Source organism: Synechococcus sp. BIOS-U3-1, from assembly GCF_014279975.1.
GTDB lineage: Bacteria > Cyanobacteriota > Cyanobacteriia > PCC-6307 > Cyanobiaceae > Synechococcus_C.
This window is the reverse complement of sequence record NZ_CP047936.1, coordinates 496,849-520,880: the sequence shown is the minus strand read 5'-3', so window position 1 is coordinate 520,880 and position 24,032 is coordinate 496,849. Positions and strand designations below refer to the sequence as shown.

26 protein-coding genes and 2 tRNA genes are annotated in these 24,032 nt (G+C 59.0%); 19 read left to right on the top strand and 9 right to left on the bottom strand.

The genetic code is table 11. From position 1 onward, the window contains the following. The first annotated feature begins 83 nt into the window (after positions 1-83). Complete coding sequence (locus SynBIOSU31_RS02515; protein WP_186491815.1) at positions 84-701, top strand: histidine phosphotransferase; 618 nt, start codon at positions 84-86, stop codon at positions 699-701. Here the strand turns inward: SynBIOSU31_RS02515 and SynBIOSU31_RS02510 are convergent. Further along, a complete protein-coding gene (locus SynBIOSU31_RS02510; RefSeq protein WP_186492792.1) occupies positions 689-1,648 on the bottom strand; it encodes an aldo/keto reductase in 960 nt (319 codons plus the stop codon). The two genes, SynBIOSU31_RS02515 and SynBIOSU31_RS02510, sit on opposite strands and share 13 nt — an antisense overlap. 49 nt (positions 1,649-1,697) lie before the next feature. Here SynBIOSU31_RS02510 and SynBIOSU31_RS02505 point away from each other — a divergent pair, with 49 nt between their 5' ends. Both SynBIOSU31_RS02505 and SynBIOSU31_RS02500 read left to right on the top strand, forming a co-directional pair. After that, a complete protein-coding gene (locus SynBIOSU31_RS02505; protein ID WP_186493193.1) occupies positions 1,698-1,865 on the top strand; it encodes a hypothetical protein in 168 nt (55 codons plus the stop codon). A 4-nt stretch (positions 1,866-1,869) separates the two neighbouring features. Next, a complete protein-coding gene (locus SynBIOSU31_RS02500) occupies positions 1,870-2,382 on the top strand; it encodes a hypothetical protein (RefSeq protein ID WP_186491813.1) in 513 nt (170 codons plus the stop codon). Between the two features lie 26 nt (positions 2,383-2,408). On the opposite strand, the gene SynBIOSU31_RS02495 is transcribed toward SynBIOSU31_RS02500, so the two are convergent. Then, a tRNA-Cys gene (locus SynBIOSU31_RS02495) sits at positions 2,409-2,479 on the bottom strand. Continuing rightward, positions 2,459-2,599, bottom strand: coding sequence for a hypothetical protein (locus tag SynBIOSU31_RS02490; RefSeq protein WP_186491812.1), 141 nt, complete (start codon positions 2,597-2,599; stop codon positions 2,459-2,461). Before SynBIOSU31_RS02490 ends, SynBIOSU31_RS02495 begins: the two co-directional genes overlap by 21 nt. Between SynBIOSU31_RS02490 and SynBIOSU31_RS02485 the strand changes: the two genes are divergently transcribed. Next, complete coding sequence (locus SynBIOSU31_RS02485; RefSeq protein WP_186492791.1) at positions 2,534-3,757, top strand: lipid-A-disaccharide synthase-related protein; 1,224 nt, start codon at positions 2,534-2,536, stop codon at positions 3,755-3,757. The genes SynBIOSU31_RS02490 and SynBIOSU31_RS02485 overlap by 66 nt on opposite strands. 43 nt (positions 3,758-3,800) lie before the next feature. Next, entirely contained in the window at positions 3,801-4,064 is a 264-nt protein-coding gene (locus tag SynBIOSU31_RS02480; protein WP_186491811.1) for a hypothetical protein, read from the top strand. Between the two features lie 6 nt (positions 4,065-4,070). On the opposite strand, the gene SynBIOSU31_RS02475 is transcribed toward SynBIOSU31_RS02480, so the two are convergent. Continuing rightward, complete coding sequence (locus SynBIOSU31_RS02475) at positions 4,071-4,715, bottom strand: ribonuclease D (RefSeq protein ID WP_186491809.1); 645 nt, start codon at positions 4,713-4,715, stop codon at positions 4,071-4,073. A 124-nt stretch (positions 4,716-4,839) separates the two neighbouring features. Here SynBIOSU31_RS02475 and SynBIOSU31_RS02470 point away from each other — a divergent pair, with 124 nt between their 5' ends. Genes SynBIOSU31_RS02470 through SynBIOSU31_RS02460 form a run of 3 tightly spaced genes read left to right on the top strand, consistent with a single transcriptional unit; the run spans position 4,840 to position 6,668 of the window. Next, positions 4,840-5,238 (top strand): helix-turn-helix transcriptional regulator, encoded by a 399-nt coding sequence (locus tag SynBIOSU31_RS02470; RefSeq protein WP_186491807.1) that lies wholly within the window; start codon positions 4,840-4,842, stop codon positions 5,236-5,238. Positions 5,239-5,269: 31 nt separating this feature from the next. After that, positions 5,270-5,824 carry a cofactor assembly of complex C subunit B gene (locus SynBIOSU31_RS02465; RefSeq protein WP_186491805.1) on the top strand — a complete coding sequence of 185 codons (555 nt, stop codon included), beginning with the start codon at positions 5,270-5,272 and terminating at the stop codon, positions 5,822-5,824. A gap of 37 nt (positions 5,825-5,861) precedes the next feature. Then, the gene (locus SynBIOSU31_RS02460) at positions 5,862-6,668 is read left to right on the top strand and encodes an N-acetylmuramoyl-L-alanine amidase (RefSeq protein ID WP_255477313.1); all 807 of its coding nucleotides are present in this window, start codon (positions 5,862-5,864) and stop codon (positions 6,666-6,668) included. On the opposite strand, the gene hemF is transcribed toward SynBIOSU31_RS02460, so the two are convergent. Beyond that, the gene (hemF, locus tag SynBIOSU31_RS02455) at positions 6,595-7,695 is read right to left on the bottom strand and encodes an oxygen-dependent coproporphyrinogen oxidase (RefSeq protein ID WP_186491803.1); all 1,101 of its coding nucleotides are present in this window, start codon (positions 7,693-7,695) and stop codon (positions 6,595-6,597) included. The two genes, SynBIOSU31_RS02460 and hemF, sit on opposite strands and share 74 nt — an antisense overlap. A gap of 115 nt (positions 7,696-7,810) precedes the next feature. Here hemF and SynBIOSU31_RS02450 point away from each other — a divergent pair, with 115 nt between their 5' ends. The 8 genes from SynBIOSU31_RS02450 (at position 7,811) to SynBIOSU31_RS02415 (ending at position 18,377) form a co-directional block, all read left to right on the top strand. Next, a complete protein-coding gene (locus SynBIOSU31_RS02450) occupies positions 7,811-8,887 on the top strand; it encodes an Mrp/NBP35 family ATP-binding protein (RefSeq protein ID WP_186492789.1) in 1,077 nt (358 codons plus the stop codon). Positions 8,888-8,889: 2 nt separating this feature from the next. Further along, positions 8,890-10,221: a rod shape-determining protein RodA gene (rodA, locus tag SynBIOSU31_RS02445; RefSeq protein WP_186491801.1), complete on the top strand. Its 1,332-nt coding sequence runs from the start codon at positions 8,890-8,892 to the stop codon at positions 10,219-10,221. Positions 10,222-10,259: 38 nt separating this feature from the next. Further along, a complete protein-coding gene (locus SynBIOSU31_RS02440; RefSeq protein WP_186492788.1) occupies positions 10,260-11,624 on the top strand; it encodes a sensor histidine kinase in 1,365 nt (454 codons plus the stop codon). A gap of 93 nt (positions 11,625-11,717) precedes the next feature. After that, on the top strand, positions 11,718-12,149 hold the full coding sequence (locus SynBIOSU31_RS02435) for a photosystem I reaction center subunit II PsaD (RefSeq protein WP_186491799.1): 432 nt from the start codon (positions 11,718-11,720) through the stop codon (positions 12,147-12,149). A gap of 77 nt (positions 12,150-12,226) precedes the next feature. Continuing rightward, a complete protein-coding gene (locus tag SynBIOSU31_RS02430) occupies positions 12,227-13,759 on the top strand; it encodes an anthranilate synthase component I family protein (protein ID WP_186491798.1) in 1,533 nt (510 codons plus the stop codon). After that, positions 13,756-14,904 carry a glutamate--cysteine ligase gene (gene gshA / locus SynBIOSU31_RS02425; protein ID WP_186491796.1) on the top strand — a complete coding sequence of 383 codons (1,149 nt, stop codon included), beginning with the start codon at positions 13,756-13,758 and terminating at the stop codon, positions 14,902-14,904. Before SynBIOSU31_RS02430 ends, gshA begins: the two co-directional genes overlap by 4 nt. Then, complete coding sequence (gene ppc, locus SynBIOSU31_RS02420; protein ID WP_186491794.1) at positions 14,901-17,915, top strand: phosphoenolpyruvate carboxylase; 3,015 nt, start codon at positions 14,901-14,903, stop codon at positions 17,913-17,915. Before gshA ends, ppc begins: the two co-directional genes overlap by 4 nt. Beyond that, positions 17,916-18,377 carry an N-acetyltransferase gene (locus SynBIOSU31_RS02415; protein ID WP_186491793.1) on the top strand — a complete coding sequence of 154 codons (462 nt, stop codon included), beginning with the start codon at positions 17,916-17,918 and terminating at the stop codon, positions 18,375-18,377. Between the two features lie 20 nt (positions 18,378-18,397). On the opposite strand, the gene SynBIOSU31_RS02410 is transcribed toward SynBIOSU31_RS02415, so the two are convergent. Next, a tRNA-Arg gene (locus tag SynBIOSU31_RS02410) sits at positions 18,398-18,471 on the bottom strand. Between the two features lie 83 nt (positions 18,472-18,554). On the opposite strand from SynBIOSU31_RS02410, the gene recF reads away from it, so the two are divergent. After that, the gene (gene recF / locus SynBIOSU31_RS02405; protein WP_370593699.1) at positions 18,555-19,652 is read left to right on the top strand and encodes a DNA replication/repair protein RecF; all 1,098 of its coding nucleotides are present in this window, start codon (positions 18,555-18,557) and stop codon (positions 19,650-19,652) included. Positions 19,653-19,681: 29 nt separating this feature from the next. After that, positions 19,682-20,164, top strand: coding sequence for an adenosylmethionine decarboxylase (gene speD / locus SynBIOSU31_RS02400; protein WP_186491792.1), 483 nt, complete (start codon positions 19,682-19,684; stop codon positions 20,162-20,164). Between the two features lie 9 nt (positions 20,165-20,173). Here the strand turns inward: speD and larE are convergent, their stop codons facing one another. Beyond that, a complete protein-coding gene (larE, locus tag SynBIOSU31_RS02395; RefSeq protein WP_186491791.1) occupies positions 20,174-21,022 on the bottom strand; it encodes an ATP-dependent sacrificial sulfur transferase LarE in 849 nt (282 codons plus the stop codon). Between the two features lie 60 nt (positions 21,023-21,082). On the opposite strand from larE, the gene SynBIOSU31_RS02390 reads away from it, so the two are divergent. Next, complete coding sequence (locus SynBIOSU31_RS02390; RefSeq protein WP_186491786.1) at positions 21,083-22,279, top strand: cob(I)yrinic acid a,c-diamide adenosyltransferase; 1,197 nt, start codon at positions 21,083-21,085, stop codon at positions 22,277-22,279. A 16-nt stretch (positions 22,280-22,295) separates the two neighbouring features. On the opposite strand, the gene moeB is transcribed toward SynBIOSU31_RS02390, so the two are convergent. Next, on the bottom strand, positions 22,296-23,459 hold the full coding sequence (moeB, locus tag SynBIOSU31_RS02385) for a molybdopterin-synthase adenylyltransferase MoeB (RefSeq protein WP_186491785.1): 1,164 nt from the start codon (positions 23,457-23,459) through the stop codon (positions 22,296-22,298). Beyond that, positions 23,456-23,971: a M67 family metallopeptidase gene (locus tag SynBIOSU31_RS02380; protein ID WP_255477312.1), complete on the bottom strand. Its 516-nt coding sequence runs from the start codon at positions 23,969-23,971 to the stop codon at positions 23,456-23,458. The genes moeB and SynBIOSU31_RS02380 overlap by 4 nt, the downstream gene beginning before the upstream one ends. Positions 23,972-24,032 lie beyond the last annotated feature (61 nt).

Below are 24,032 nucleotides of genomic sequence, written 5' to 3'. Positions count from 1 at the left end.
CGGCCTTTCAACCCAGTTAGTCTCCCGTCAGACAGATCGATCTTGCATCGATCAATGCGTCGTGACATACGTCCTAGTAAGCCATGCCATTCGATAGACCTCAGCGCGCAACCCGACGACGTTCGTCAGCGGGTCCAACGCCTCCAAGGCGCCCCGTCATTTCCGGATATGACAAGAACGGGGCTCATAGGCAGGGCGGACCGAGACCGACCTTTCTTGCACTGAAAGACCACGGCAAGGTCTTCGTTGCTGACATGCCCTTTCTCTCTGATGGGCAGCTGGGCAACATCAGTAAGGAAGCCGCTGAAGTGCTCGTCAGCCTTGAGCGGCGCATTAGCGAGTTAGAGCAGGTTCAAGGTGACCGTGACACGTTGATCAAGGCCTGCACGAAGCGCGATGTCACCCATCGCTTTTTGAAAGCAATCGAGGAGGAACAACAACAGCGTCGGGACAATCCTGCCGTTCGCCGCGCTGCGGGAGAGTCCCTTCCTCGAACATTCCTGGAGATCGCGCGCCACCGTCTACCTGGTGCAACGTTCGACTCCCTACTTCAGGAAGCACTCTCAGCCTGTGAACAGTCGGCGGAAGAATCTTCACCCACCGTCAAGCCACCACTCAAGGTGGTTTCGCTGCAATCTCAGGCATCGTCACTGCCGGTTGTCGTCAGCCCAGATCCAGAACCCAGTGATCAGGCGCTCTGAAACGGGTTGTCCGGCATCCGAACCGAACAGTCCAAGCTGAGCTGATCGAGCAGACTGCGTTCCTGCTCAGTGAGATTCCAGCTGAGTGCTTGTTTAGCGTCATCTACCTGAACCGGTCTACGAAATCCAGGAATTGGGCATGTTCCGTGAGCCCGGCACCAGTTGAGTGCCACCTGCACCTGATTCACCCCCCTGGCCTGAGCCAGGTCAGCCATCGCCTGACGCAGAGGCAGCGAACCAGGCAACAGACGTCGAAACAGACCCGAACGCAACAGGGTTGCGCCTCCAGGTGTCCAGCCAGGGCGGCGCGCCAAAACGCCAAGGGCTAGAGGGCTGTAAGCCAGCACCTCAATACCGAGGCTTCGACACACGTCAAGGATGCCGCCAGGCCTGATCGGCTCTGGCGCCAGCAGTGAGAGCTGAACTTGCACGCTGGCCAACCGAACACCCCGGCGCGCCAGGTGATCGTGAAGCAGCCTTAGACGCTGAGGGCCGACGTTGGACACACCCAACTCACGCACTTCACCTTGGTCCACCAAATCGGCGAGTCCATCCAGCAGCGGTCGTTCCTGCCATGGGGCATATCGGGCCGTGCTCCAGTGCAGCTGCACCCGATCGAGCTGACCCCGCAGGCGCTGCCGACTGGACTGAAATGCCTTCACCAGGCCACGACGACCGAGGCGCCAGGGAAACGGAGCTAACTTGGTGGCAACGATGAGATTGGTGCGAGCCGAGAGCTCAAGCCCCTCCAGGCACTGGCCCAGAAGCTCTTCACTGCGACCGTTGAATCGCCCTGTGCCATAAGAATCTGCCGTGTCCACGAGCTGGAGTCCGGCGGCAACGGCCGCTGCAAACGTGGCTTTCAGCTCTGGATCGTCTATTTCGGAGCGATAGCCCCAGAGCAGTTGATTTCCCCAGGCCCAAGTACCGAATCCGATTCCTGTCACAACGCTGTGGATCGCTGCACGCCATGATCGCTCTAGTACGGACTGTGCGATGTCGTTCACTGCTGCTGAAACAGCTCACAACCGGCTGGATGAGATCTCTGTTCAGGAACCAGCCAGCACCGCAGCAAAAGAACGCGTGCTTTGCTCTCACTGCGGTCGCACCGCCAACAACGGCATCAGCTGCATCGGCATGTGCGTGGCCGACAGCGACTACTGAAGTGATGCGCTTCCCGCCAATCCACCACCAAGTGGTCTCTGGGTTCGCTCTGGTCCTAGGCCTGAGCTGCTCACTCGAGGCCCAGGCCGATCTCGAATCGTTTGCAGGTCGATATCAGACCAAGACCAGCAACTGCCGATTGATTCCAACGACTGGACAAAAAAGTAGTTGCCGTTTGATCCAAATCGATGGAAGGTCTCCCACGATCATCAGCATCCGCTTTTTTGGGGCTGGCGATCAACCCGGGGCTAGTCAGAGAATCACATTCGTGGTGTCGGAATTGTCAACGTCACCCGTTCTGAATTGCAGCCACAGCAACTGCCAACTGAAATCAGCCAGCTGGCAAGGCAAGATCAACAGCGTGTCCGAAGCGAACTACGACGCCTATGGGCTTGCAAAAGGTCTGCCGAAGGCCTGGACTGTGAGCCAGGGAAACTGCAGCGTCCGGGCTGGACGCATTCTCTGCCGTGCCGTATTAGCTGATGGAGGACAGGTCAGTGTTGAAGCACAACTCTGATCATCCAGTCAGTGTGATGAGAACGAAGGCGGCACCCAGATTCGAACTGGGGATAAAGGATTTGCAATCCTCTGCCTTACCACTTGGCCATGCCGCCGCTCGGAGCAAATCCGCTCCACTGGCGGATCGTATCAGCGAGACCGCCCCTGCCCTGCTGGTGATCAGCAACGGACACGGCGAGGATCTGATCGCACTGAGAATCATTGAAGCGCTGCACCGACTGCAGCCTGCCTGGACCGTGAAAGTGCTGCCTCTCGTCGGCCAGGGCAGCTGCTTTCAGGCCGCTGTTGAGAACGGTTGGGTGCAGAAGATCGGTCCGGGGGCACGACTACCCAGCGGGGGATTCAGCAATCAGAGCCTGCGTGCTCTCCTGTCGGATCTGATGGCAGGTCTGCCGCTGCTCACCTGGAAGCAATGGATCTGTCTGCGGAGGGAGCGCAGGTCCACTGCCGCAATCCTGGCCGTAGGAGATCTGCTCCCTCTGCTGATGGCCTGGAGCACCCGGCGGCCGTTCGGGTTCATCGGCACTCCCAAAAGCGACTACACCTGGAGCAGCGGGCCAGGGCAAGCCTTGAGTGATCGTTATCACGCACTCAAAGGCAGCGAATGGGATCCATGGGAATGGCAGCTGATGAAACTACGAAGCTGCCGCCTGGTTGCCATGCGTGACCGCCTCACGGCAAGGGGGCTTCGCCGCCACGGTGTCAACGCGACCAGCCTCGGCAACCCCATGATGGATGGTCTTGCTCCGTCCCCACCCCCCGCAAGCCTGGAGCGATGCCGACGCATCTTGCTGCTGTGCGGCAGCCGGATGCCGGAGGCATTGCATAACTTCCACCGCCTGATCAGTGGACTGATGCAAATGCCCAGCAGCGTGCCTCTGGCCGTTCTGGCAGCCCTCGGCTCCACACCCCTGCAGCACGAGCTGAAGGAACTGCTGCAAAACCTGGGATTCCGCAGTTGTCCGCCTCCAAGCACCGCCCTCGAGGCGGCTGAATGCTGGGTGTATGGGCGGGTGCTTCTCCTGATTGGACCAGGGCGATTCCAGCAATGGGTGGCTTGGGCGGAAGCGGGAGTTGCCACCGCTGGCACAGCCACAGAACAAATGGTGGGGCTGGGAATCCCAGCACTGTCCTTGCCGGGTCCCGGGCCACAGTTCACCCGTGGCTTCGCCGAAAGGCAGAGCCGACTGCTGGGTGGCGCCGTCCGCACCTGTCGATCGGAAGAGGAGCTGGGCCGCCGGCTTGCCCAACTTCTCAACGACCCTTTGCTGCGACAAGACATGGGACGCATGGGTCGCCAGAGAATGGGCCCGGCCGGCGGAAGCGAAGCCATTGCCAAAGAGGTGATCGGCCAGCTCGCACCCGACCGCTGATACTGGGTTTGACTTCAGAACGAAGGATCTCCTTCCCACCGCCATGGCCGCCATTGAGGACCGCGACTACCTGAGGCTTTGCGCGGAACTAGCAAGTCTGCTCAGCATCAGCCAGGCTTCGGCACGCCGGCGGGTCGACCAGCTAGCTGCCAGGGACGGTGCACGGGATCTAGAAACCCGAAAAGCCATGGCAACAATGCTGCTTGACGCAGCGAAGGCCGAACAGGGACCGCACTCAGCGGGCAGCAAGCTGGACACACTGCTTGAGGCAGAGCCCATGGATCAAAATTTCATGGTCGAAGATTGAAACCGCTCAGTGTTCGAAGGTATTAACGAAGCGGAAACGATCCAGATCAGACATCACGGGAACGCACGCGAAGCAACGCTGCGCCAGCTCCCAGCGCCCCTCCCGACGCAACATCACCTCCAGCTGGCGACGCGCAGGCAGTAGATAACGGGCATCGTTGGCGGCGTAGGCCAGCTGGACATCGCTCAACTCATCAACCCTGCCCCAATCACTGCTCTGGGCCTGTTTGTCGAGCTCAACTCCAACCAGTTCCATGACTAGATCCTTGAGGCCGTGCCGCGGGGTGTAAGTGCGTGCAAGGCGACTCCCCACTTTGGTGCAGAACACAGGATTGACTCGGATTGAAAGCCCCGTAGCCAGCGCCGCCACATCAAACCTGGCGAAATGGAACACCTTTTCAATGGCTTGAGCCTCCATCAAAGACTTCAACCGTGGGGCTTCCGTCTGGCCAAGACCAACACGAATGCAGGCAACCTGGTCTCTGTCGTCGCAGATCTGCACCAGACAGAGTCGGTCACGTCCATGAATCAGCCCCATGGCTTCGGTGTCGACCGCGAGGGACTTCGCCTGCGCAAAGCGGTCATACCAGTCCTGATCAAGGTCTCCGTCAAAGACTGCGAATGCGCAGGGCTCATTGGGGATCTCAGCCATGGAAGGAAAGCAAGGGACTAAAGGCGACCACCACTCTGGCCTTAAGCCGATTCAGCGAGTTTTAACTGAACGCTTGAAAATCAGAACGAGACCGAGTTAGACAAAATCGAGACAGCTTGTTTTCATGCTCACCCAACGCAAACCAACGCGCTCCTGTCTGGCGGACATCGAACACTATTTCCGACAGCCCCCGCCGCTTTTTCTGGATCTCGAGCTAGCGGTCTGCTGGGTTCTTGATTGCCTTCTTCAAAACGACAGCTATCCCTCAGGACTGCTTCAGCGCCTTCAGAGTGATCATCCAAAACTGCGACTCTCCGAAACAGTGCTGCATCAGGCAGTCGATTTTCTCGAGCAGCAGGAGATGCTTGATTCCTATACCAAGCGCTGTCCCAGCAGGGGTCGACCCCGCCGAATGCTGCATCTGCATCAGAGCGCCAGAGGACAGGCTGAACGCCTAATGGAACCCTGGAGCCGCTGGCTGCATGAACACGATCCACTGACCACCTCGCCAGTGACCACTTAGAACAGAGCTCTGTTCGAGCAGCAGCTAGCGGATGCCATCCCCCCAGACGTCCACTCTGTTGCTCACTGCGCTGCTGGGGATTGGACTGGTCTTCTTTCTTCGTGCTGCCAGCAAGGATCGCACCACTGTTGTAGAGGTTCGATCACCACGGCCTCCAGTGGAGGTGTTGAACGGACTCGACGCCTGGTTGAAGCAAAGGGGGTGGAGCCAGCAGGGCGGCGACGCTGATCGCTGCCTGCTGGAGTACAGGGGCCAGGTGGACAGCAGTGCCCCTCTGGCAATCCTGCTTTCATTTCTTGGAACCGTCGGCGCTGGCAGCCTCGGACTGGTCGTACGACAGATGAATCCATCCTTGAACTGGTGGCCTCTACTGATCGCTGCTTTGGGTCCAGTAGCTGGATGGGTTTACTCACAACGTGCAAAACGTGTGGAGGAGATTCAGATTCGCCTGATCGAAGCCGAGGCAGGCGAAGGCAGCACTCTTCGACTGCGTGCCCATCGTGATGAGCTCATCGCCCTCGAACTCGCCCTTGCCGATCCACTGGAACTAGCCAGCGACGGAGCGTTGTTGACATCACCGATCTGACGTGATTCCGCGACGACTGGTCCTGACCCCAGCATTGATGGCTGCGGGACTGATCCTGTCGGGCGTGTTGGCAACTACCGCCCAAGCACCACACCCCCAGGAGAACGACCCGCTCACTGGAGTCAGGGTTGCGTTGCCAGCCAACTGGACGGGCAGAGCAACAAGCTCAGAGGCCATGGAAGTTCTGGTTCTGGCAGGACATGCCGACTCCCAGGGAATGGAAGGAGCCGGGACCTCTGGAGCCGCCGTTGACCGTGGAGGAGCCCGCCCCATGGATCCGCGCATGCGCGATGAACTGTTCTGGAATCAGCGCGTTCGTGATGCCGTAGTGACAACAGGGCAGGCTCGCGGACTCAAGATCCGTTCCTATGAACCGGGTCAACTCACCATTCCGAATGAAGAAGATCCCCGCACCAACTGGTCGGTGGGTCGCCGTCACCACGATGCAGGTGGCTACACCCTCGAAATCCACTTTGATGCCTACGGGAACCACGGCGTCGGCTCAGGCCTGATCCCTAACCTGCGCAGCTCTGCGAGAAGGATTGACGAGAGCCTGGCCCTTAATTTCGGGCGCTATCCGCTCCACTTTCGCGGCGGTCTTGGCGCACCCAGGCGAGGGATCAGCATTCTCGAGATCGGGAAACTAGAGGGTCAGCTGGAGCAGAAGCTGCGGGACCCGGAAAGCCGTCATGCGGTGATCGCAGCACTGGCCCTACGGATCGTTGAGGCCATCCAGCTGGGGATCGGGGAAGCCCCAGCAACCCAAAAGTTCAGTTCACCGCCTGATGCGGTCGACAGCGTTCCTCAAGGGACGGATCATCGAACCAATGCTGTGGACGAGTGAACAGATCCGTAAGAAGGGCTTCGCGAGACCCCTCCTCGGCTTGATAGCCATATTCCCAGCGGGCCAAAGGCGGTAGAGACATCAGGATCGATTCAGTGCGGCCATTGGTCTGCAATCCGAAGATCGTTCCGCGATCCCAAACAAGATTGAATTCCACATACCTGCCACGTCGGTACAACTGGAACTGACGCTCGCGCTCTCCGTAGGAGAGACCATTGCGCTTTTCGATAATCGGCGCATAGGCGGGAAGAAATGCCGTTCCGTTGGCCCTCGCCAAATCATGCAGCTGCTCCCAGGAGAGATTTACTGAACCGATCTCAGCCGCTTTATGAGCGGCTGGACCCTCAGGATCCTGACCGCGGTAAAGACGCCCTGACCCATCCTGGTAGTCGTAAAAGATGCCACCAATCCCCCTTGTCTCCTGGCGATGCTTCAGAAAAAAGTACTCATCACACCAAGGCTTGAACACCTGGTAAAGGCGTTCATCGACTGAATCGCAAGCTTTTTGATGGGTGCGATGAAAGTGGCGAGCATCCTCGAGGAAGGGGTAGTAGGGGGTGAGATCGGCACCTCCTCCGAACCACCAAACCGGTCCAGCCTCGAAGTAGCGGTAGTTGAGATGCACCGTCGGCACGAATGGATTTCTGGGATGCAGAACCATGGAGGTACCGGTGGCAAACCACGGATGCCCCTTGGCCTCCGGACGCTGTTTGAGGATTGAGGGTGGTAATTCCTTGCCATGCACCTCTGAGAAATTCACGCCTCCCTGCTCAAAGATGCGGCCTTCACGCATGACGCGGGAACGGCCACCTCCTCCTTCAGGTCGATCCCAGCTCTCCTCCTGAAACTTGCCCACACCATCGATCTGCTCCAAACCTGAGCAGATCTCATCTTGAAGACCCATCACCAGCGCACGGGCACGCTCACGGGAGTCGGCGGGGGGACGCTCTCCAGTGACAGCCGCAGACGACGAGGGCACGGCCCCGAGCATCCGGCCCTTTAAACGCTTAAGCAGGGAACGGACCATGGTCGACAGTGTCGGTGAACTCCCGACCATTTCAGCCCAGCACCGTCTCCGACAAGTCCGTGTGAAGGACTGTCATGGAAAAGCGCCCCTAGGATCCGACCAACGAATGGGACGCATGACCACTGCGGAACAGGCCACTCAGGCGCTCAGCGACCTCCGCGATGCGGGAAGTGACCGTTCTCTGTTGGACCTCGGTTGGCTCGACCAGGTCCGAGTGGACCCTCCACGGGCTGTGATCAGGCTGAACCTGCCTGGATTCGCCCAGAACCAGCGTGACCAGATTGTGAATGGTGCGAGGCAGCGACTCCTGCAACTGGAAGGCATTGACGATGTCCAGATCGAACTGGGTCAACCACCCTCCCAGGGAGGAATCGGACAGGCAGGCCATGGACAGGTTGCAGAACGACAGTCGATACCAGGAGTCCGCCACGTGATTGCGGTCAGCAGCGGCAAGGGTGGAGTCGGCAAAAGCACGGTGGCCGTGAATCTGGCCTGTTCTCTGGCCGTGCGCGGGCTGAAGGTGGGTCTTCTGGATGCCGATATCTATGGCCCCAATGCCCCGACCATGCTTGGCGTTGCAGACCGCACACCCGAGGTGAGCGGCAGCGGCGACAACCAGTGCATGCAGCCGATTGAGACCTGCGGTGTTGCCATGGTGTCCATGGGCCTGCTGATTGAAGAGAACCAACCCGTGATCTGGCGCGGACCCATGCTCAACGGGATCATTCGCCAATTTCTCTATCAAGTGCAGTGGGGAGAGCGCGATGTCTTGGTGGTTGACCTGCCGCCAGGCACCGGTGATGCGCAATTGTCTTTAGCCCAGGCCGTTCCCATGGCTGGCGTGGTGATCGTGACCACCCCCCAGCAAGTGGCCCTTCAGGATGCACGACGCGGACTGGCGATGTTCCGCCAGATGAACATCCCCGTGCTGGGTGTCGTCGAAAACATGAGTGCTTTCATTCCACCCGACCAGCCCGACCGTCGATATGCCCTCTTCGGCACAGGTGGTGGGAAGACTTTGGCCGATGCCTTCGACGTCCCCCTCCTTGGCCAAATTCCGATGGAGATGCCTGTTCAGGAGGGCGGAGATCAAGGCAAACCGATCACCTTGTCGAAGCCCGACTCGGTCAGCGCCAAGACCTTTCTGTCGCTGGCAGATCGTCTTTCACCGATGGTGACCAGAGAAGCCTGATCATGTTGTCAGGAGTCGGCCTCAGCGGACAACCCCTGCACAGAAGGCCGATCAAACGGCAGGGGCGTGGTCGCGAGCGGGACTGGATTCTCTGGGGAGTACCGCTGGCCATGGTGGCAATTTCCAGCTTTTTAATCCTCAGCATCGAGCGTCAAGTAGCACTCAAAGGGTTGTCTACATTCTCCTTTAGTCTTTTAGGACTGCTTCAGTTTATTAATACCCAGCTGTGGTTATCGCAGCTCGTGACTGCTCTTTTCGGGATCGTCATTGCATTACTTTTGGCGAAATTCAGGCTCGATCGCTTAAAGCCTTTATTACTTCCTATTTATATCTCCACAGTATTCAGCCTGATTGCGGTGCAGGTCATTGGCACCTCTGCACTAGGCGCCCAGCGGTGGATCAGCATCGGACCTTTCAACATTCAGCCTTCGGAATTCGCAAAATTATCGGCCATTCTTTTGCTTGCGGCTGTGCTGGATCGGCACCCTGTCGAAAGACCAGTCGATCTGCTGCGTCCGTTAGGGATCATCTCAATTCCCTGGCTGCTGGTGTTCATCCAGCCCGACCTGGGCACATCTCTGGTGTTCGGAGCGCTGCTCCTGGCAATGCTCTATTGGTCGGGAATGCCTTTTGAGTGGCTAGTTCTGCTGCTCTCCCCGCTAATCACGGCACTTCTCGCTGGACTCTTCCCCTGGGGACTCGCCGCATGGATCCCACTCACCTTGGGCATCGCCTACCGGTCTCTGCCCTGGAAAAAGGTCGCGCTGGCTTTAGTGCTCTCGGTTCAGAGCGCAGCTGCACTGGTCACTCCCTGGCTCTGGAACAACGGTCTGCAGGATTATCAGCGCGACCGACTTGTGCTGTTTCTCGACCCCACTAAGGACCCCTTGGGTGGTGGCTATCACCTCCTGCAGAGCACTGTGGGAATTGGTTCCGGAGGACTGTTTGGCACTGGCCTGTTGCGAGGACAACTCACCAAGCTGCGTTTCATCCCTGAGCAGCACACCGATTTCATCTTCAGCGCACTAGGCGAGGAGATGGGATTCGTGGGCACAATTCTTGTCGTGGTTGGCTTCGCACTTCTGATGGGGCGCCTGCTTCAGGTGGCAGGGAAAGCTCGCACCGACTTTGAATCGTTGGTGGTGATCGGCGTCGCCACGATGCTGATGTTTCAGGTTGTGGTGAACATCTTCATGACCATCGGCCTTGGGCCCGTGACTGGAATTCCACTGCCCTTCATGAGCTACGGACGCAGCGCCATGGTGGTGAATTTCATCGCCCTTGGTGTGTGCCTGTCCGTGGCAAGGCGATCAAGACGAGCTCTGATCCGTTGAAAGACTCCACACCGCTGCTGCAGTCAATTCAGGCCTGCATGGCGACCGGCGTCCCCACCGGTCAGGCCAGCGATACCAATGCCAGACGGCTTTGGTGGGGGGGGTTGGAAGTCCTGCAGGATCTGCTGGAGATCCAGGACAACACCGCCACAGGCATCTGGCTGGCGGCACCCCTGCCAGCCCTTTATGCGCCAGGTCTGCTCCAGCGGTTCCAGGGCTGGGTCTGGGCACCTGAGGCCCTCGATGTGCTGAGTGCCGCCGAGCGTTCAACCCTGCTCCCACTGGATCGCTTCAATGTCAGAGAGACCCCTTTAGCCACCTCCAACGAGCACTTTCAGCGCCTGCCGTTAAGAGAGTCCGACAGTCACGATCCACTGCTGATCGTGATCACAAGCCGGCTCCAGGTGGCCCTGGCCCTCAATGGCGAAGAGGGACAGCGACAGCTACTCATGCGCAGTGAACCCGACATCCTTGGCCAGGCACTGACGCTAGTTGAACAGCGTTTACGCCTCGATGCGCCCGAGCAGGCTGACGTGCTGCAGCAGGCGGTTCGTCAACTCGGCCCTTTACAGAGCAGCAGCGATCTGGCCACACGGTTCTGGCCCTGCTTGGCGGAGCGGCTGGCAGGGATGGCACCCACGGTCATGTTGCAAACAGCGCAGGCGTCTAAAGCGCCGTCACCCCCTCAACAGCCTGAGAATAGTCAAGGAGATGAGGACGCTGAACTCTCTCTGCTGGAGGCCATCACGCATGAAGTGCGTACTCCCTTGGCCACCATCCGCACCTTGATCCGCTCCCTGCTGCGCCGTCGTGACCTGCCCCAGCAGGTGCTCGGTCGCCTGCAACAGATCGACACGGAATGCAGCGAACAAATCGATCGATTCGGGCTAATTTTTCAGGCGGCCGAACTGCAGCGGCAGCCACACCGCTCATCGGCGCTGGCTCGCACTGACCTTGGAGCGATGCTGAATCTTCTGGCACCGGGCTGGGAACAACAGCTTCAACGCCGTGGATTGCATCTCAAGCTGAATCTGGAGAGTGGGCTTCCCCCAGTACTCAGCGATCCAGGTCGACTAGAACCCATGCTTGGAGGACTGATTGATCGTTGCAGCCGCAGCCTGCCGGCAGGGAGCAGCCTTGATCTGACCCTTCAACCTGCGGGTGCCCGCCTGAAGCTGCAGATTCTCACTAAGACCCCTGATCAGCTCTCCACCTCAGTGGCCGACGACGACCACTTGTCCCAAGAACGGCTAGGTCCCGTGCTCAGTTGGAACACCAGCACTGGAGGGCTGCAGCTGAGTCAGACGGCAACCCGTCGCCTACTTGAGCGTCTGGGCGGGCGCCTCACCCAGCGCCGGGACCGAGGGCTGACGGTGTTCTTTCCGATCGCCGATCATTGTTGACGGGTGTGAAGGTCCGGATCGGATCACCAAATCAGAGCCGAATCATTTGCTACTTTCCAAACAGATCGGCATGCGGATTTCCTCAGGACAGCCATGACATCAACTCCCTTGACAGGACAGCTTCCCCAGTACATCGGAAGCACCGGTGGTCTGCTCAATTCCGCTGAAACAGAAGAGAAATACGCCATTACCTGGAGCAGCAAAACCGATCAGGTTTTCGAACTCCCAACAGGCGGAGCAGCGGTGATGAACACCGGCGAGAACATCATGTATTTCGCACGCAAAGAACAGTGCTTAGCGCTTGGCACTCAATTGCGTACCAAATTCAAGCCCCGCATCGAGGACTACAAGATTTACCGGATTTACCCCGGCGGAGACACTGAGTTCCTGCATCCCAAGGACGGCGTATTCTCCGAAAAAGTCAATGAGGGACGTCCGATGGTGGGTCACAACCCACGCCGTATCGGCCAGAACACCAATCCTGCCAAGATCAAGTTCAGTGGTCGCGACACGTTCGACACCTGATTACCTCCTCCCTTAGATCGATCTGGTCGTTCTGTTGAGCGGCATGATGGTCGGCGGTCGGTTTCGACGACTTCTTCATGCTCAGTCCCGACCGCAAAGCCTTTCTGCAAGCCGCTGAATCAGGCGCAACCTTGATCCCAGTGGCCTGTAGCTGGCCAGCAGATCTGGAGACACCGCTGACGACCTGGTTGAAGGTCGGCGACCAACGTCCACCTGGTGTCTTGCTCGAGTCTGTCGAAGGTGGCGAAACACTGGGCCGCTGGAGTGTGGTGGCCTGCGACCCTCTCTGGACGTTGTCAGCCGCTCGCGACGGGCTGGAGCGGACTTGGCGGGACAATCACCACGAGACCTACAGCGGAAACCCCTTCAATTGCCTGAGAAGCTGTCTTGAGCCTTACCGGCCGGCGACACTGCCGGGACTACCTCCGCTCGGCCAGCTCTATGGAATGTGGGGATACGAGCTAATCCGCTGGATCGAGCCCAGCGTTCCTGTTCATCCTGCGATCGCCGATGGTCCACCCGATGGATTGTGGATGCTGATGGACAGCATCCTGATCTTTGACCAGGTCAAACGGCTGATTACCGCTGTCGCCTACGGGGATCTCAGCGGACAGCGCAATGCAGCCGCAAGCCCTGAGGAGGCCTGGGAAGGGGCGATGGCACGCATCAACACATTGCGCGAACGCATGGCAGCCCCCTTGCCGCCCGTGCGGCCTCTCAACTGGAGGCCAGACCGAGGAGCAACTCCAGAGACCAGAAGCAATCGCACCCGAGAGGATTTCCATCAAGCGGTGGATCAGGCGCGAGACCACATCGCTGCTGGTGATGCCTTCCAGCTGGTGGTGAGTCAGCGTCTGAGCGCGGATGTCAATCATCCACCGCTGGATTTGTATCGCAGCCTGCGGATGATCAACCCCTCTCCATACATGGCGTTTTTCGACTTCGGTGACTGGCAGCTGATCGGCTCCAGTCCTGAGGTGATGGTGAAGGCAGAACCGGATCAGGGCGGGATCCGCACGGTGCTGCGACCGATTGCCGGCACAAGACCCCGAGGCAGTAATCCTGTGGAGGACCGAAACTTCGAAGCCGAACTGCTGGCCGATCCCAAGGAGCGCGCCGAGCACGTGATGCTCGTCGACTTGGGCCGCAATGACCTGGGCCGGGTCTGTGCGCCCGGTTCGGTCTCCGTGCGCGAATTGATGGTGATCGAGCGTTATTCCCACGTCATGCACATCGTGAGCGAAGTGGAAGGCCGTCTTGCCCCTGGCAAGGACATCTGGGATCTGATGATGGCCTCCTTTCCGGCAGGAACCGTGAGCGGAGCTCCCAAGATCAGGGCGATGCAGCTCATCCACGACCTTGAACCAGACGCCCGTGGTCCCTACTCCGGGGTCTATGGCTCGGTCGATCTGGCCGGAGCACTCAACACCGCCATCACCATCCGCACCATGGTGGTCAAACCCAGATCCGACGGCGGATGGACCCTGCAGGTGCAGGCCGGAGCGGGAATTGTGGCCGATTCCCAGCCAGAGGCGGAGTATCAGGAAACACTCAACAAGGCGCGCGGATTGCTCACAGCGCTGGCCTGTCTCGAGGACGTCGAAGCATGAACCGAAACAGGTTGCTCAAAGGCTTTGAAGTCGAGCTGTTCACTGGCCGACCCGATGGACGCAATGTCGGCATCGCAGCCCGTGCCAAACGCGAACTGGAGGGCTTCGTTACGGAACCGGATCACCGCAATCTCGAATATGTGACCGATCCAGAGGCCAATTACGACGGGATTGCCGAGGCCCTGCTGACACCTCGCCGCAAGCTCCGTCACTGGCTGATGGAGCAAGGTCTCACCCTGCTGCCAGGCAGCACCCTCAGCCTCGGCGACACCAACCGTTTTGAGCGGTCAGACCCTGAGAACCCCTATCACTCACTGATCGAAGCCACGTACGGCACGGCAGTTGTGACGGCAAGCATCCATATCAATCTGGGGATCGACAATCCAGCCGAACTGTTCGCTGCGCTGCGTCTGGTGCGCTGCGAAGCGGCTCTGTTGCTGTCTTTGAGTGCCAGCTCACCCTTCCTCAATGGCCGCATCACCGGCGCTCATTCCCAGCGCTGGCTCCAGTTCCCACTTACGCCGGCCCGCGTTCCTCTCTTCCTCGACCACCAGCACTTCATCTCCTGGACCAATCAGCAGATTGAGGCCGGTTCCATGCACAACGTCCGTCACCTTTGGACTTCCGTGCGACCAAACGGACCGGACCGTCCGCACCAACTGAATCGTCTCGAGCTACGCATCTGCGATCTGATCACCGACCCCGAAGTACTGATTGCGGTGACCGTTCTGCTTGAACTCAGAGTGCAACAGGTATTACGAGAGCCCGAGCAGCACGACCCCCTGCAATGCAGTGCACTCAATCTGCAGCAACTCGAAGAGCTGAGCATGAGCAACGATCGCGCCGCGGCCCGCTCCAGTCTTGAAGCAACACTGCACAACTGGCGCGACGGACGCGAACGCTCCTGCAGAAGCTGGTTGGAGCAGCTGATCGAGAGTGTGATGCCGCTGGCTGAGGAGCTCGGACTGAAGCAGCAACTCGGTCCACTGGCCATGGTTTTGCAAGAAGGCAATCAGGCCATGCGATGGCTGCAGGGCATCCACTCCGGAGAAACCATCGAATCGGTGCTTCGCGAGAGCATCACGGCCATGCGAGAAGAGGAGATCCGTGGAGTTTGCACGCCGGCAGAACGCACTTTGGGATGATCATGACGACTCCAGATCCCGACCCGCTTTCGATGTCCTCCTCCCCCGCAATGATTCCTGCGAGCGATCAGCCCAGGGCTGCGGTGCAAGAGACATCCGGCAATGGCCATCTGTTGCAACAGCGCCTGGCTCTCGTGGAGGATCTATGGCAAACCGTGCTGCGCAGCGAATGTCCCGCTGAACAGGCTGAACGCCTGCTGCGCATGAAACAGCTCAGCGATCCAGCATTACCCGAACCCAGTGCCATCAGCTCGGATTCGGTTGTTTCGCTGATCCGAGACATGGACCTGTCGGAAGCCATTGCGGCCGCTAGAGCCTTCTCCCTGTACTTCCAGCTGGTGAACATCCTCGAGCAGCGCATCGAGGAGGACAGCTATCTCGAAAGCATCGTCCGCTCTCAGGAACTGGCCGAACAGGTCGATCCCTTCACTCCACCGCTGGCAACCCAGACAGAACCCGCCACGTTCAGTGAACTGTTTGAACGCCTGCGGCGCTTGAACGTGCCTCCCGCACAGCTGGAGACTCTGCTTCAGGAACTCGACATCCGACTGGTCTTTACAGCCCATCCAACGGAAATCGTGCGTCACACGGTGAGGCACAAGCAGCGACGCGTAGCCAGCCTGTTGCAACAGCTGGAGAGCGCCTTCGAAACCAGTCCACGCCAAGCCGACAGCATCCGTCTTCAGCTTGAAGAAGAAATCAGGCTCTGGTGGCGCACAGATGAATTACACCAGTTCAAGCCATCAGTGCTCGATGAGGTCGATTACGCCCTGCACTATTTCCAGCAGGTTCTGTTCGACGCGATGCCACAGCTGCGACGCCGGCTGACCACCGCACTCGCCAGCAGTTACCCCGATGTACAGCTACCCCCCTCCTCTTTCTGCACCTTCGGCTCCTGGGTCGGTTCCGATCGCGACGGCAACCCTTCCGTCACCACAGACATCACTTGGCGGACAGCCTGTTATCAGCGTCAGTTGATGCTGGATCGCTACATCAGTGCTGTCCAGAGCCTGCGCGACCAGCTGAGCATCTCGATGCAGTGGAGTCAGGTGAGTGCTTCCCTGCTGGAATCACTGGAAATGGATCGGTTCAACTTCCCGGAGGTCTACGAAAAGCGAGCCACCCGCTACCGCCTCGAGCCGTACCGGCTGAAGATGAGCTTCATGCTCGAACGGTTGCGTCTCACCAAGCTGAGAAACGATCAGCTAGCCGATGCCGGATGGCGGGCTCCGGCTGAGAGCCCCAAGCCGTTTGCACCCGAGAGTCAGCCGAGTGAGGCTCTGCACTATGGGTCGATAGCGGAATTCCGCAGTGATCTTGAGCTGATCCGAACAAGCCTGGTCAGCACCGATCTCACCTGTGAGCCCCTCGACACCTTGCTCACGCAGGTTCACATCTATGGCTTCTCCCTTGCGGGTCTCGATATCCGTCAGGAAAGCACGCGGCACAGTGACGCCCTCGATGAACTCAGCCGATATCTCAATCCAGATCAGGCCTACGGAGACCTGAATGAGCAGGAGCGCGTGAACTGGTTGCTGCAGGAGCTGCAGACGCGTCGACCGCTGATTCCCTCTGCCGTGGAGTGGTCAGCCACCACGGCGGAAACGGTGGATGTGTTCCGGATGCTGCATCGCCTTCAAGACGAGTTCGGCAGCCGCATCTGTCGCACTTATGTGATTTCTATGAGTCACAGCGTTTCCGACTTGCTGGAAGTGCTGCTCCTAGCAAAGGAGGCCGGCCTCGTGGATCCCTCCTCCACTGGCCATGCCGATCTGCTGGTGGTTCCTCTGTTCGAAACGGTGGAGGATCTTCAGCGAGCTCCCGAAGTGATGGGAGAGCTGTTCCAGACAACGCTCTACAGAAACCTGTTGCCTCGTGTGGGCAGCCAGGGGCTTCCTCTCCAGGAACTGATGCTCGGGTATTCCGACAGCAATAAGGACTCTGGTTTCCTCTCCAGCAACTGGGAAATTCACAAAGCTCAGATTGCACTGCAGGATCTAGCGGCACGCAACGGCGTGGCGCTGCGTTTGTTCCATGGCCGTGGAGGATCCGTCGGTCGAGGCGGTGGCCCCGCATACCAGGCGATCCTGGCCCAACCGAGCGGCACCCTGCAGGGACGCATCAAAATCACAGAGCAGGGCGAAGTGCTGGCGTCCAAATACAGCCTGCCTGAGCTGGCTCTCTACAACCTTGAAACGGTCACCACAGCAGTCGTCCAGAACAGCCTGGTGACCAATCAGCTGGATGCCACCCCAAGCTGGAACGAGCTGATGGCTCGACTGGCGAAATGCTCTCGACGCCACTACCGGGCCCTCGTGCATGACAATCCCGACCTGGTGGCCTTTTTCGAGCAGGTGACTCCGATTGAAGAAATCAGCAAATTGCAGATTTCCAGTCGTCCAGCACGACGCAAATCGGGTGCCAGGGATCTATCCAGCCTCCGTGCGATTCCCTGGGTGTTCGGCTGGACCCAGAGCCGGTTCCTGCTGCCCAGCTGGTTCGGTGTGGGCACAGCACTGAGTGAGGAACTTCAAGCTGATCCGGAGCAGATGACCTTGCTGCGCACCCTTCACCAGCGCTGGCCCTTCTTCCGGATGCTGATTTCCAAAGTAGAGATGACTCTCTCCAAAGTGGATCTGGATCTGGCCCGTCACTACGTGACCAGCCTTGGCAGTGCGAGCCACAGGGATGCATTTGAACGGATCTACACGACGATTGCTGATGAATACACACTCACCCGACGCCTGGTTCTGGAGATCACCAGACAGGAAAGGCTGCTGGATGCCGACCCAGCACTGCAGCTGTCGGTAAACCTGCGCAACCGCACAATCGTCCCTCTGGGTTTTTTGCAGGTGGCCCTGCTCAAACGGCTGCGTGATCAGAACCGTCAGCCACCCATGAGCGAATTTCCAAGTGATGGCGACGGTCGGACCTACAGCCGCAGCGAGCTTCTGCGCGGTGCCCTGCTGACCATTAACGGCATCGCCGCCGGCATGCGCAACACCGGTTGAGTGGCACTACTTCCCTTTCGCCAACAGGCCGCCGCTCCACGGCTCCCTGAGCGCTACAGCATGAGCATGGAGTTCGTTCCCGATGGGGAAAGCATCAATGCCTTGCTGGAAGACTGCGGCGATCAACCTCACCCTGTTGAACGGTGGCCGCTTGCACTGCAACGCAGCATCTGGCACCTCAGCATCCTCGACAGTGAGGAGCAACGGCTTGTGGGCTTCGTGAGAGCCACCAGTGATCGGGCGCTCAATGCCAATCTCTGGAATTTGACAGCCGCTTCAGGACCTGATCAATCCCAATTGCTGGCAGTGCTCGTTCACCGATCACTGGTTTGTCTGCGCAAAGATCTGCCCGGATGCAGCATTTCGATTGCAGCTCCAGCCCAGGCGCTGGATGCCCTCAAATCACGAGGATTCATTCTCGATCCAGGCGGGATCAGGGCAATGGGTCTGCGGCTCCGATGACCAGTCGATCTTTCTGAACACGAGCATGGAGGGACTCGAACCCCCGACCCTCAGAACCGGAATCTGATGCTCTATCCAACTGAGCTACATGCCCACGCGGCGGCTGGAAGAACAACCACGCTCCAGTTACCTTAGCCACACACCGCACACGGACCGATTCGGCTTCTCCGGCTCGAACTGCAGGAGTTCCGCAACCACTGCCAGCTGCAGGTGGAGATTGATGCCCCCCGTCTGCTGGTCATCGGCAGCAATGGCGTTGGCAAATCCAACCTGCTCGAATCAGTGGAGCTTCTGGGCAGCCTGCGCTCCCATCGATCCAGCCAAGACGCGGATCTGATCCACTGGGATGCTTCCCGCGCTCTGCTCAAGGCCACCTGCCTGGATGACGATGTGGTGGAACTGGAACTAAGGCGACGGGGAGGACGACAGGCACGACGCAACGGAAAGCTGCTGCAGCGTCAAATGGATCTGATCGGCCCGCTGCGCTGTGTCGGATTTAGTGCGTTGGACCTGCATCTGGTGCGTGGCGAGCCAGCACTGAGGCGTCAGTGGCTCGATCGGGTCGTGTTGCAATTGGAACCGGTCTACGGCGATCTGATTGGTCGCTACAACCGCCTGCTGCGACAACGCAGTCAATTCTGGAGACGAAGTGGCCTCGGCACATCGTTGGAACGGAACGCGCTCCTGGACAGCTTCGACACCCAGATGGCACTGGTATGCACACGCATTCACCGCCGCCGCCGCCGAGCACTGGCACGATTAGAGCCGCTCGCCGCGGCCTGGCAGCAATGTCTCAGCCAGGGCCATGAACAACTCGAACTGCGCTACACGCCGGGGAGCGTGCTGGAAGGGGAAGAGGCCGAAGAAGCCTGGAGGCTCTCCATAGAAGAGCAGCTACAGCGGCAGCGTCCGGAAGAGGAGCGGCTAGGCAGCTGCAGGGTTGGCCCCCATCGCGATGAAATCGATCTAATGCTCAATGGCACTGCAGCTCGTCGCTTCGGCTCTGCCGGACAGCAGCGCACCGTGGTGCTGGCACTGAAGCTGGCCGAACTGGAATTGGTGGGTGAACTCTGTGGCCATCCCCCTCTACTGCTGCTGGACGACGTGTTGGCAGAATTGGATCCGCGTCGTCAACTCACCCTGCTGGAAGCCGTGGGCGATTCCCATCAATGCCTGGTGAGCGCAACCCACCTGGATGCCTTCGAAGGCCAATGGCGGCAGCGTTCGCAGATTCTCAATGCCGATCACTTGAGAAACGGGATCAGAAAAAGCTAGGGTCTGGGGCCATTTGTCTCGATGCCCTGATGGAGCAGACCCTGTCCTGCCTGCATCCCAATCCGGGATGGGACGACGCTTTGACCATTTCAGCCTCCAGCCCCAGTCAGACAAGTGCGACTGACATGGTTGGGAAACATTGCATCCTTGAGCTCTATGGCTGCGATGAGCGCAAGCTCAACGATGAAGCCTTCCTGAGGACCACCATCACGATGGCAGCGAAACGTGCTGGTGCCACCCTTCTCAACCTCATCACTCACCGATTCGAACCTCAGGGCGTGACAGGTCTCGCGTTGCTTGCCGAGTCCCATATCTCCATTCACACCTGGCCTGAAAACGGATACGCCGCAGTGGATGTGTTCACGTGCGGCGACCACACCATGCCAGAGTCAGCCTGTGAACACCTCAGGCAAGAACTGGGAGCAGATCACCATGCCATGCGCAGCTTTCTGCGTGAAACACCCACGGCAGTGGCTGAAGCAGAACGAACACCGAGCGTTCAGGCTGGCTGAATCCCCCCCTCAACCGGGAATGACCCGGTTGAGTTTTCCACTCACCAACCCTTCTAAATCAAGGCTCACAGTGGTGAAGCCAAGTTCGAGCATGACCCTCACGAGTGGGTCCCTAATCTCAGGATCAAGCAGTTCGGCAAGCCGCTCCTGAGGAACCTCGATCCGTGCCGAAAGGCCCTGGGATCGGACTCTGACGCGGCAGAAGCCCCGTTCGATCAGCCAGGCTTCCGCACAACCAACCTGCCTCAGGCGGTCATGGCTGATGGGTTCCCCATAAGGAAATCGTGAAGCCAGGCACGGCTGAGCTGGCTTATCCCACCAGGGAAATCCCAACGCCCTGGACAGTCGTCGCACGCAGGCCTTATCGATCTGCAGATCCGCCAGCGGTGAGCCCACACCTGCTTCACTGGCTGCCTGAAGACCAGGCCGATGATCGCCGAGGTCATCAAGGTTCACACCATCCAGCACCCTCGCGCCATCAGCCGCCTCAGCAATGGGCGCGAGATGGCTGTGCAGCTCGCGCTTGCAGGCATAACAACGATCCGTGGGGTTGCTGCTGTAGGCGGGGTCTTCGAGCTCCCTGGTTTCCACTTCCAGGTGCCGAATTCGCAGCCAATGCGCCTGCTGACGAGCTTCAGCCAACAAATGGGGAGCCAGCGAAGGCGACACCCCTGTGATTGCGCATGCGCAGTCGGCAAGCTGTTCCTGGGCAATGGCAGCCACCAAGGTGCTGTCCACCCCTCCGGAATAAGCCACGAACACGCGATCGCAACCCAGGATCCATTGGCGCAGCTGCTTCAGGCGCTGCTCATCGTCAATGGACAGTCGTTCCAGCAGGCGGAAGGTCTCAGAAGCCACTGCTGAAAACGGGAATCTCAGTATGCTCCGATCGTAAGAAGCGCCATCCAAGAATTGACGATGGACGCAGTCCAGTCATCTGATAGCTCCAGCGGAGCACGTCGCCGCAGCAATCCCGGCATCGGCATCGTTACAGCTGCCGACAGCCGTGAACGCAGTCTCGGTCAACTCCACGTCTACGACGGAGAAGGCAAAGGCAAGAGCCAAGCTGCACTTGGTGTGGTGCTGCGCACCATCGGTCTTGGTATCTGCGAACAACGGCGAACCCGGGTCCTGCTGCTGCGGTTTCTCAAAGGACCTGGCCGTGCTTACGACGAAGATGCTGCGATCGAAGCATTGCAGCAGGGTTTCCCCCACCTCATCGATCAGGTCCGCACAGGACGTGCTGACTACTTCAACGCTGATGAGGCCACCAAATTCGACCAACAGGAAGCGCAGAGAGGCTGGGACATTGCGCGAGGCGCCATTGCCAGCGCTCTCTATTCCGTGGTGGTTCTCGACGAACTGAACCCGCTGCTGGATCTCGGGCTGCTCGACATCAAGGACGTCGTGAAGACCCTCTCCGCACGACCGGAGGGTATGGAAATCATTGTGACCGGCCGCGCTGCACCCCAGCCGTTGATTCAGATTGCCGATCTGCACTCCGAGATGCGCGCCCACAGGCGGATCGAGGCCAAGGACGATTCGCTGCTTCCATTCCCGTCACCAGGTGGAATCGAGATTTACACCGGCGAAGGCAAAGGGAAATCCACCAGCGCCCTAGGCAAGGGACTTCAGGCGATCGGTCGAGGCATCAGTCAGGACAAAAGCCACCGCGTCCTGATCCTGCAGTGGCTCAAGGGTGGTAACGGCTACACCGAAGATGCTGCGATCGCAGCTCTGCGTGAGAGCTACCCGCACCTGGTGGACCACCTGCGTTCCGGACGGGACGCGATCGTCTGGCGTGGTCAACAGGAGCCGATCGACTACGTCGAGGCCGAACGTGCTTGGGAAATTGCCAGAGCGGCGATCGCCAGCGGCCTTTATAAGACCGTGATCCTGGACGAACTCAATCCCACCGTTGATTTGGAACTGCTACCGGTCGAGCCCATCGTGCAGGCGCTGGTGCGCAAGCCTTCCGAAACTGAAGTAATCATCACAGGCCGCTGCAAACACCCACCGGCCTACTTCGATCTGGCAAGTGTCCATTCGGAGATGGTCTGCCACAAGCACTACGCCGAACAAGGTGTAGATCTCAAGCGTGGAGTGGATTATTGAAGTCCTGTTCAGAAGATCAGTAACGGGGGACTTCAGAATCAACCTCCTGCGACCAGGCATCAATCCCTCCCGCCACGTTGGTGGCGACGATGCCATGTTCAGACAAAAGCTCGACAGCACGGGCCGAACGTCCTCCCAGCTTGCAGTACACGTAGATCGGACGTTGTCCAGCAAGACCGCGGATCTCGTCGATCCCTTCTCCGTTCTCGATGGTTGCAAGTGGAATCAGTTGCGATCGAGGAATCGCGGCCACCTCTGTTTCCGAGGGATTGCGTACATCAATCAGCACAAGCTCTCCACCCTCTTCAAATAATGCGCTGAGCTCTGTCACGGAAATGCTTTTCACGCTTGACGCTCCCTCAAGGCGGCCAGGGTCATCGACGCTACAGAACGCCTCGTAATCGATCAGAGCCGTAATAGGAGGGCGATGGGGGCGACGCTGCAGACGGAGCTCGCGGAAACGCATCGTCAAGCCGTCCACAAGCAGCAGCCTCCCATCCAGAGATTCACCGATTCCTGCCAGCAACTTGATGGTTTCGGTGGCCTGGAGCAGCCCGATCAATCCCGGCATCACCCCAACTACACCTCCATCGGCGCAGGAGGGAACAAGGCCCGGGGGCGGTGGCTCTGGAACCAGATCGCGGTAATCCGGGGACTGAAGACCTTGGTTAAAAACACTGACCTGCCCCTCGAAACGCTGAACAGATCCGTACACCCAAGGCTTCTTGAGCAAGGCGCAGACATCGTTGATCAGATAGCGCGTGGGGAAGTTATCGGACCCATCCACCACCAGGTCATGGCTCTCGATCAGCTCGATGGCATTCGTGGTGGTGAGCCGACAAGCATGCTGCTCAACCCTGCAATGCGAATTAAGACCCACGATCCTTTGACAGGCAGAGTCTGTCTTGAGCTGGCCGATTCCACTTTCAGCATGAATCACCTGCCGCTGCAGGTTGGAGACCTCCACCCGGTCATCGTCAACGATGCCGATACGACCAACACCAGCCGCCGCTAGGTACATCAATAAAGGTGAGCCCAACCCACCTGCGCCAACGCACAGCACCGATGCTGTTTTCAACCGCTGCTGGCCGACGACCCCAAACTCCGGGAGTGTGAGATGACGGGCATAACGTCCCCGCTCCTGCACACTCAGGTCACGATCTGGAAGGTGTTCCGTCATTGCACAGGCCGAGATGCGCCATCGGGACTCGACTTCACAGTGTCTCCCACCATTGCGTGACTGTGGACAAGCATCGAAAGAGCGATGACAGGCTTGTCGCCCCCCCCCTGCTCGGCCCCCTGCAGCCACCAGGCACGGACACCAGAGACACCGGCATCAATGAGCATGACTCCTGCGCAGGCAGCCCATTGCCTGTCCAGCACACTCGGCACCGGATCACCCTCTGGATGGGAGTGTGCACTGCCGAGAACCCGCCAACCTCTTTGGCGAGACCATCGCTGGGCAGCGATCTGCTCACGAGGGTCCAATGCAAACCTTGATCGTCGCGAAACGGAGACCGGCGCTTGATCGCCATCCACCGAGATCACATCACTGAATCCGCCGAAACCAGGGCGCCAGACATTGCAACAGGGCCACACGAAGCGCACGTTGAGTTCAGGAGATGACTCCCCCAGCAGCAATGCGCAGCCTTCTTCAGGTGACACAGCACTTAGTGAGGCCCTGAGAATCATCAGACAATCCAGATCGATACGGAGCCGGCATGGCATTCCAGTGATCTTGCCGATATCGTCG

Coding starts and splice junctions, on each gene's coding strand:
- gshA (WP_186491796.1), top strand. CDS start 13,756: ATGAACCGAAACAGGTTGCTCAAAGGCTTTGAAGTCGAGCTGTTCACT.
- SynBIOSU31_RS02515 (WP_186491815.1), top strand. CDS start 84: ATGCCATTCGATAGACCTCAGCGCGCAACCCGACGACGTTCGTCAGCG.
- SynBIOSU31_RS02500 (WP_186491813.1), top strand. CDS start 1,870: ATGCGCTTCCCGCCAATCCACCACCAAGTGGTCTCTGGGTTCGCTCTG.
- SynBIOSU31_RS02480 (WP_186491811.1), top strand. CDS start 3,801: ATGGCCGCCATTGAGGACCGCGACTACCTGAGGCTTTGCGCGGAACTA.
- SynBIOSU31_RS02390 (WP_186491786.1), top strand. CDS start 21,083: ATGGACGCAGTCCAGTCATCTGATAGCTCCAGCGGAGCACGTCGCCGC.
- SynBIOSU31_RS02505 (WP_186493193.1), top strand. CDS start 1,698: ATGTCGTTCACTGCTGCTGAAACAGCTCACAACCGGCTGGATGAGATC.
- SynBIOSU31_RS02440 (WP_186492788.1), top strand. CDS start 10,260: ATGGCGACCGGCGTCCCCACCGGTCAGGCCAGCGATACCAATGCCAGA.
- ppc (WP_186491794.1), top strand. CDS start 14,901: ATGATCATGACGACTCCAGATCCCGACCCGCTTTCGATGTCCTCCTCC.
- SynBIOSU31_RS02475 (WP_186491809.1), bottom strand. CDS start 4,715: ATGGCTGAGATCCCCAATGAGCCCTGCGCATTCGCAGTCTTTGACGGA.
- SynBIOSU31_RS02450 (WP_186492789.1), top strand. CDS start 7,811: ATGACCACTGCGGAACAGGCCACTCAGGCGCTCAGCGACCTCCGCGAT.
- SynBIOSU31_RS02435 (WP_186491799.1), top strand. CDS start 11,718: ATGACATCAACTCCCTTGACAGGACAGCTTCCCCAGTACATCGGAAGC.
- rodA (WP_186491801.1), top strand. CDS start 8,890: ATGTTGTCAGGAGTCGGCCTCAGCGGACAACCCCTGCACAGAAGGCCG.
- SynBIOSU31_RS02465 (WP_186491805.1), top strand. CDS start 5,270: ATGCCATCCCCCCAGACGTCCACTCTGTTGCTCACTGCGCTGCTGGGG.
- speD (WP_186491792.1), top strand. CDS start 19,682: ATGGAGCAGACCCTGTCCTGCCTGCATCCCAATCCGGGATGGGACGAC.
- SynBIOSU31_RS02470 (WP_186491807.1), top strand. CDS start 4,840: ATGCTCACCCAACGCAAACCAACGCGCTCCTGTCTGGCGGACATCGAA.
- moeB (WP_186491785.1), bottom strand. CDS start 23,459: ATGACGGAACACCTTCCAGATCGTGACCTGAGTGTGCAGGAGCGGGGA.
- SynBIOSU31_RS02430 (WP_186491798.1), top strand. CDS start 12,227: ATGCTCAGTCCCGACCGCAAAGCCTTTCTGCAAGCCGCTGAATCAGGC.
- SynBIOSU31_RS02380 (WP_255477312.1), bottom strand. CDS start 23,971: ATGATTCTCAGGGCCTCACTAAGTGCTGTGTCACCTGAAGAAGGCTGC.
- hemF (WP_186491803.1), bottom strand. CDS start 7,695: ATGGTCCGTTCCCTGCTTAAGCGTTTAAAGGGCCGGATGCTCGGGGCC.
- SynBIOSU31_RS02460 (WP_255477313.1), top strand. CDS start 5,862: ATGGCTGCGGGACTGATCCTGTCGGGCGTGTTGGCAACTACCGCCCAA.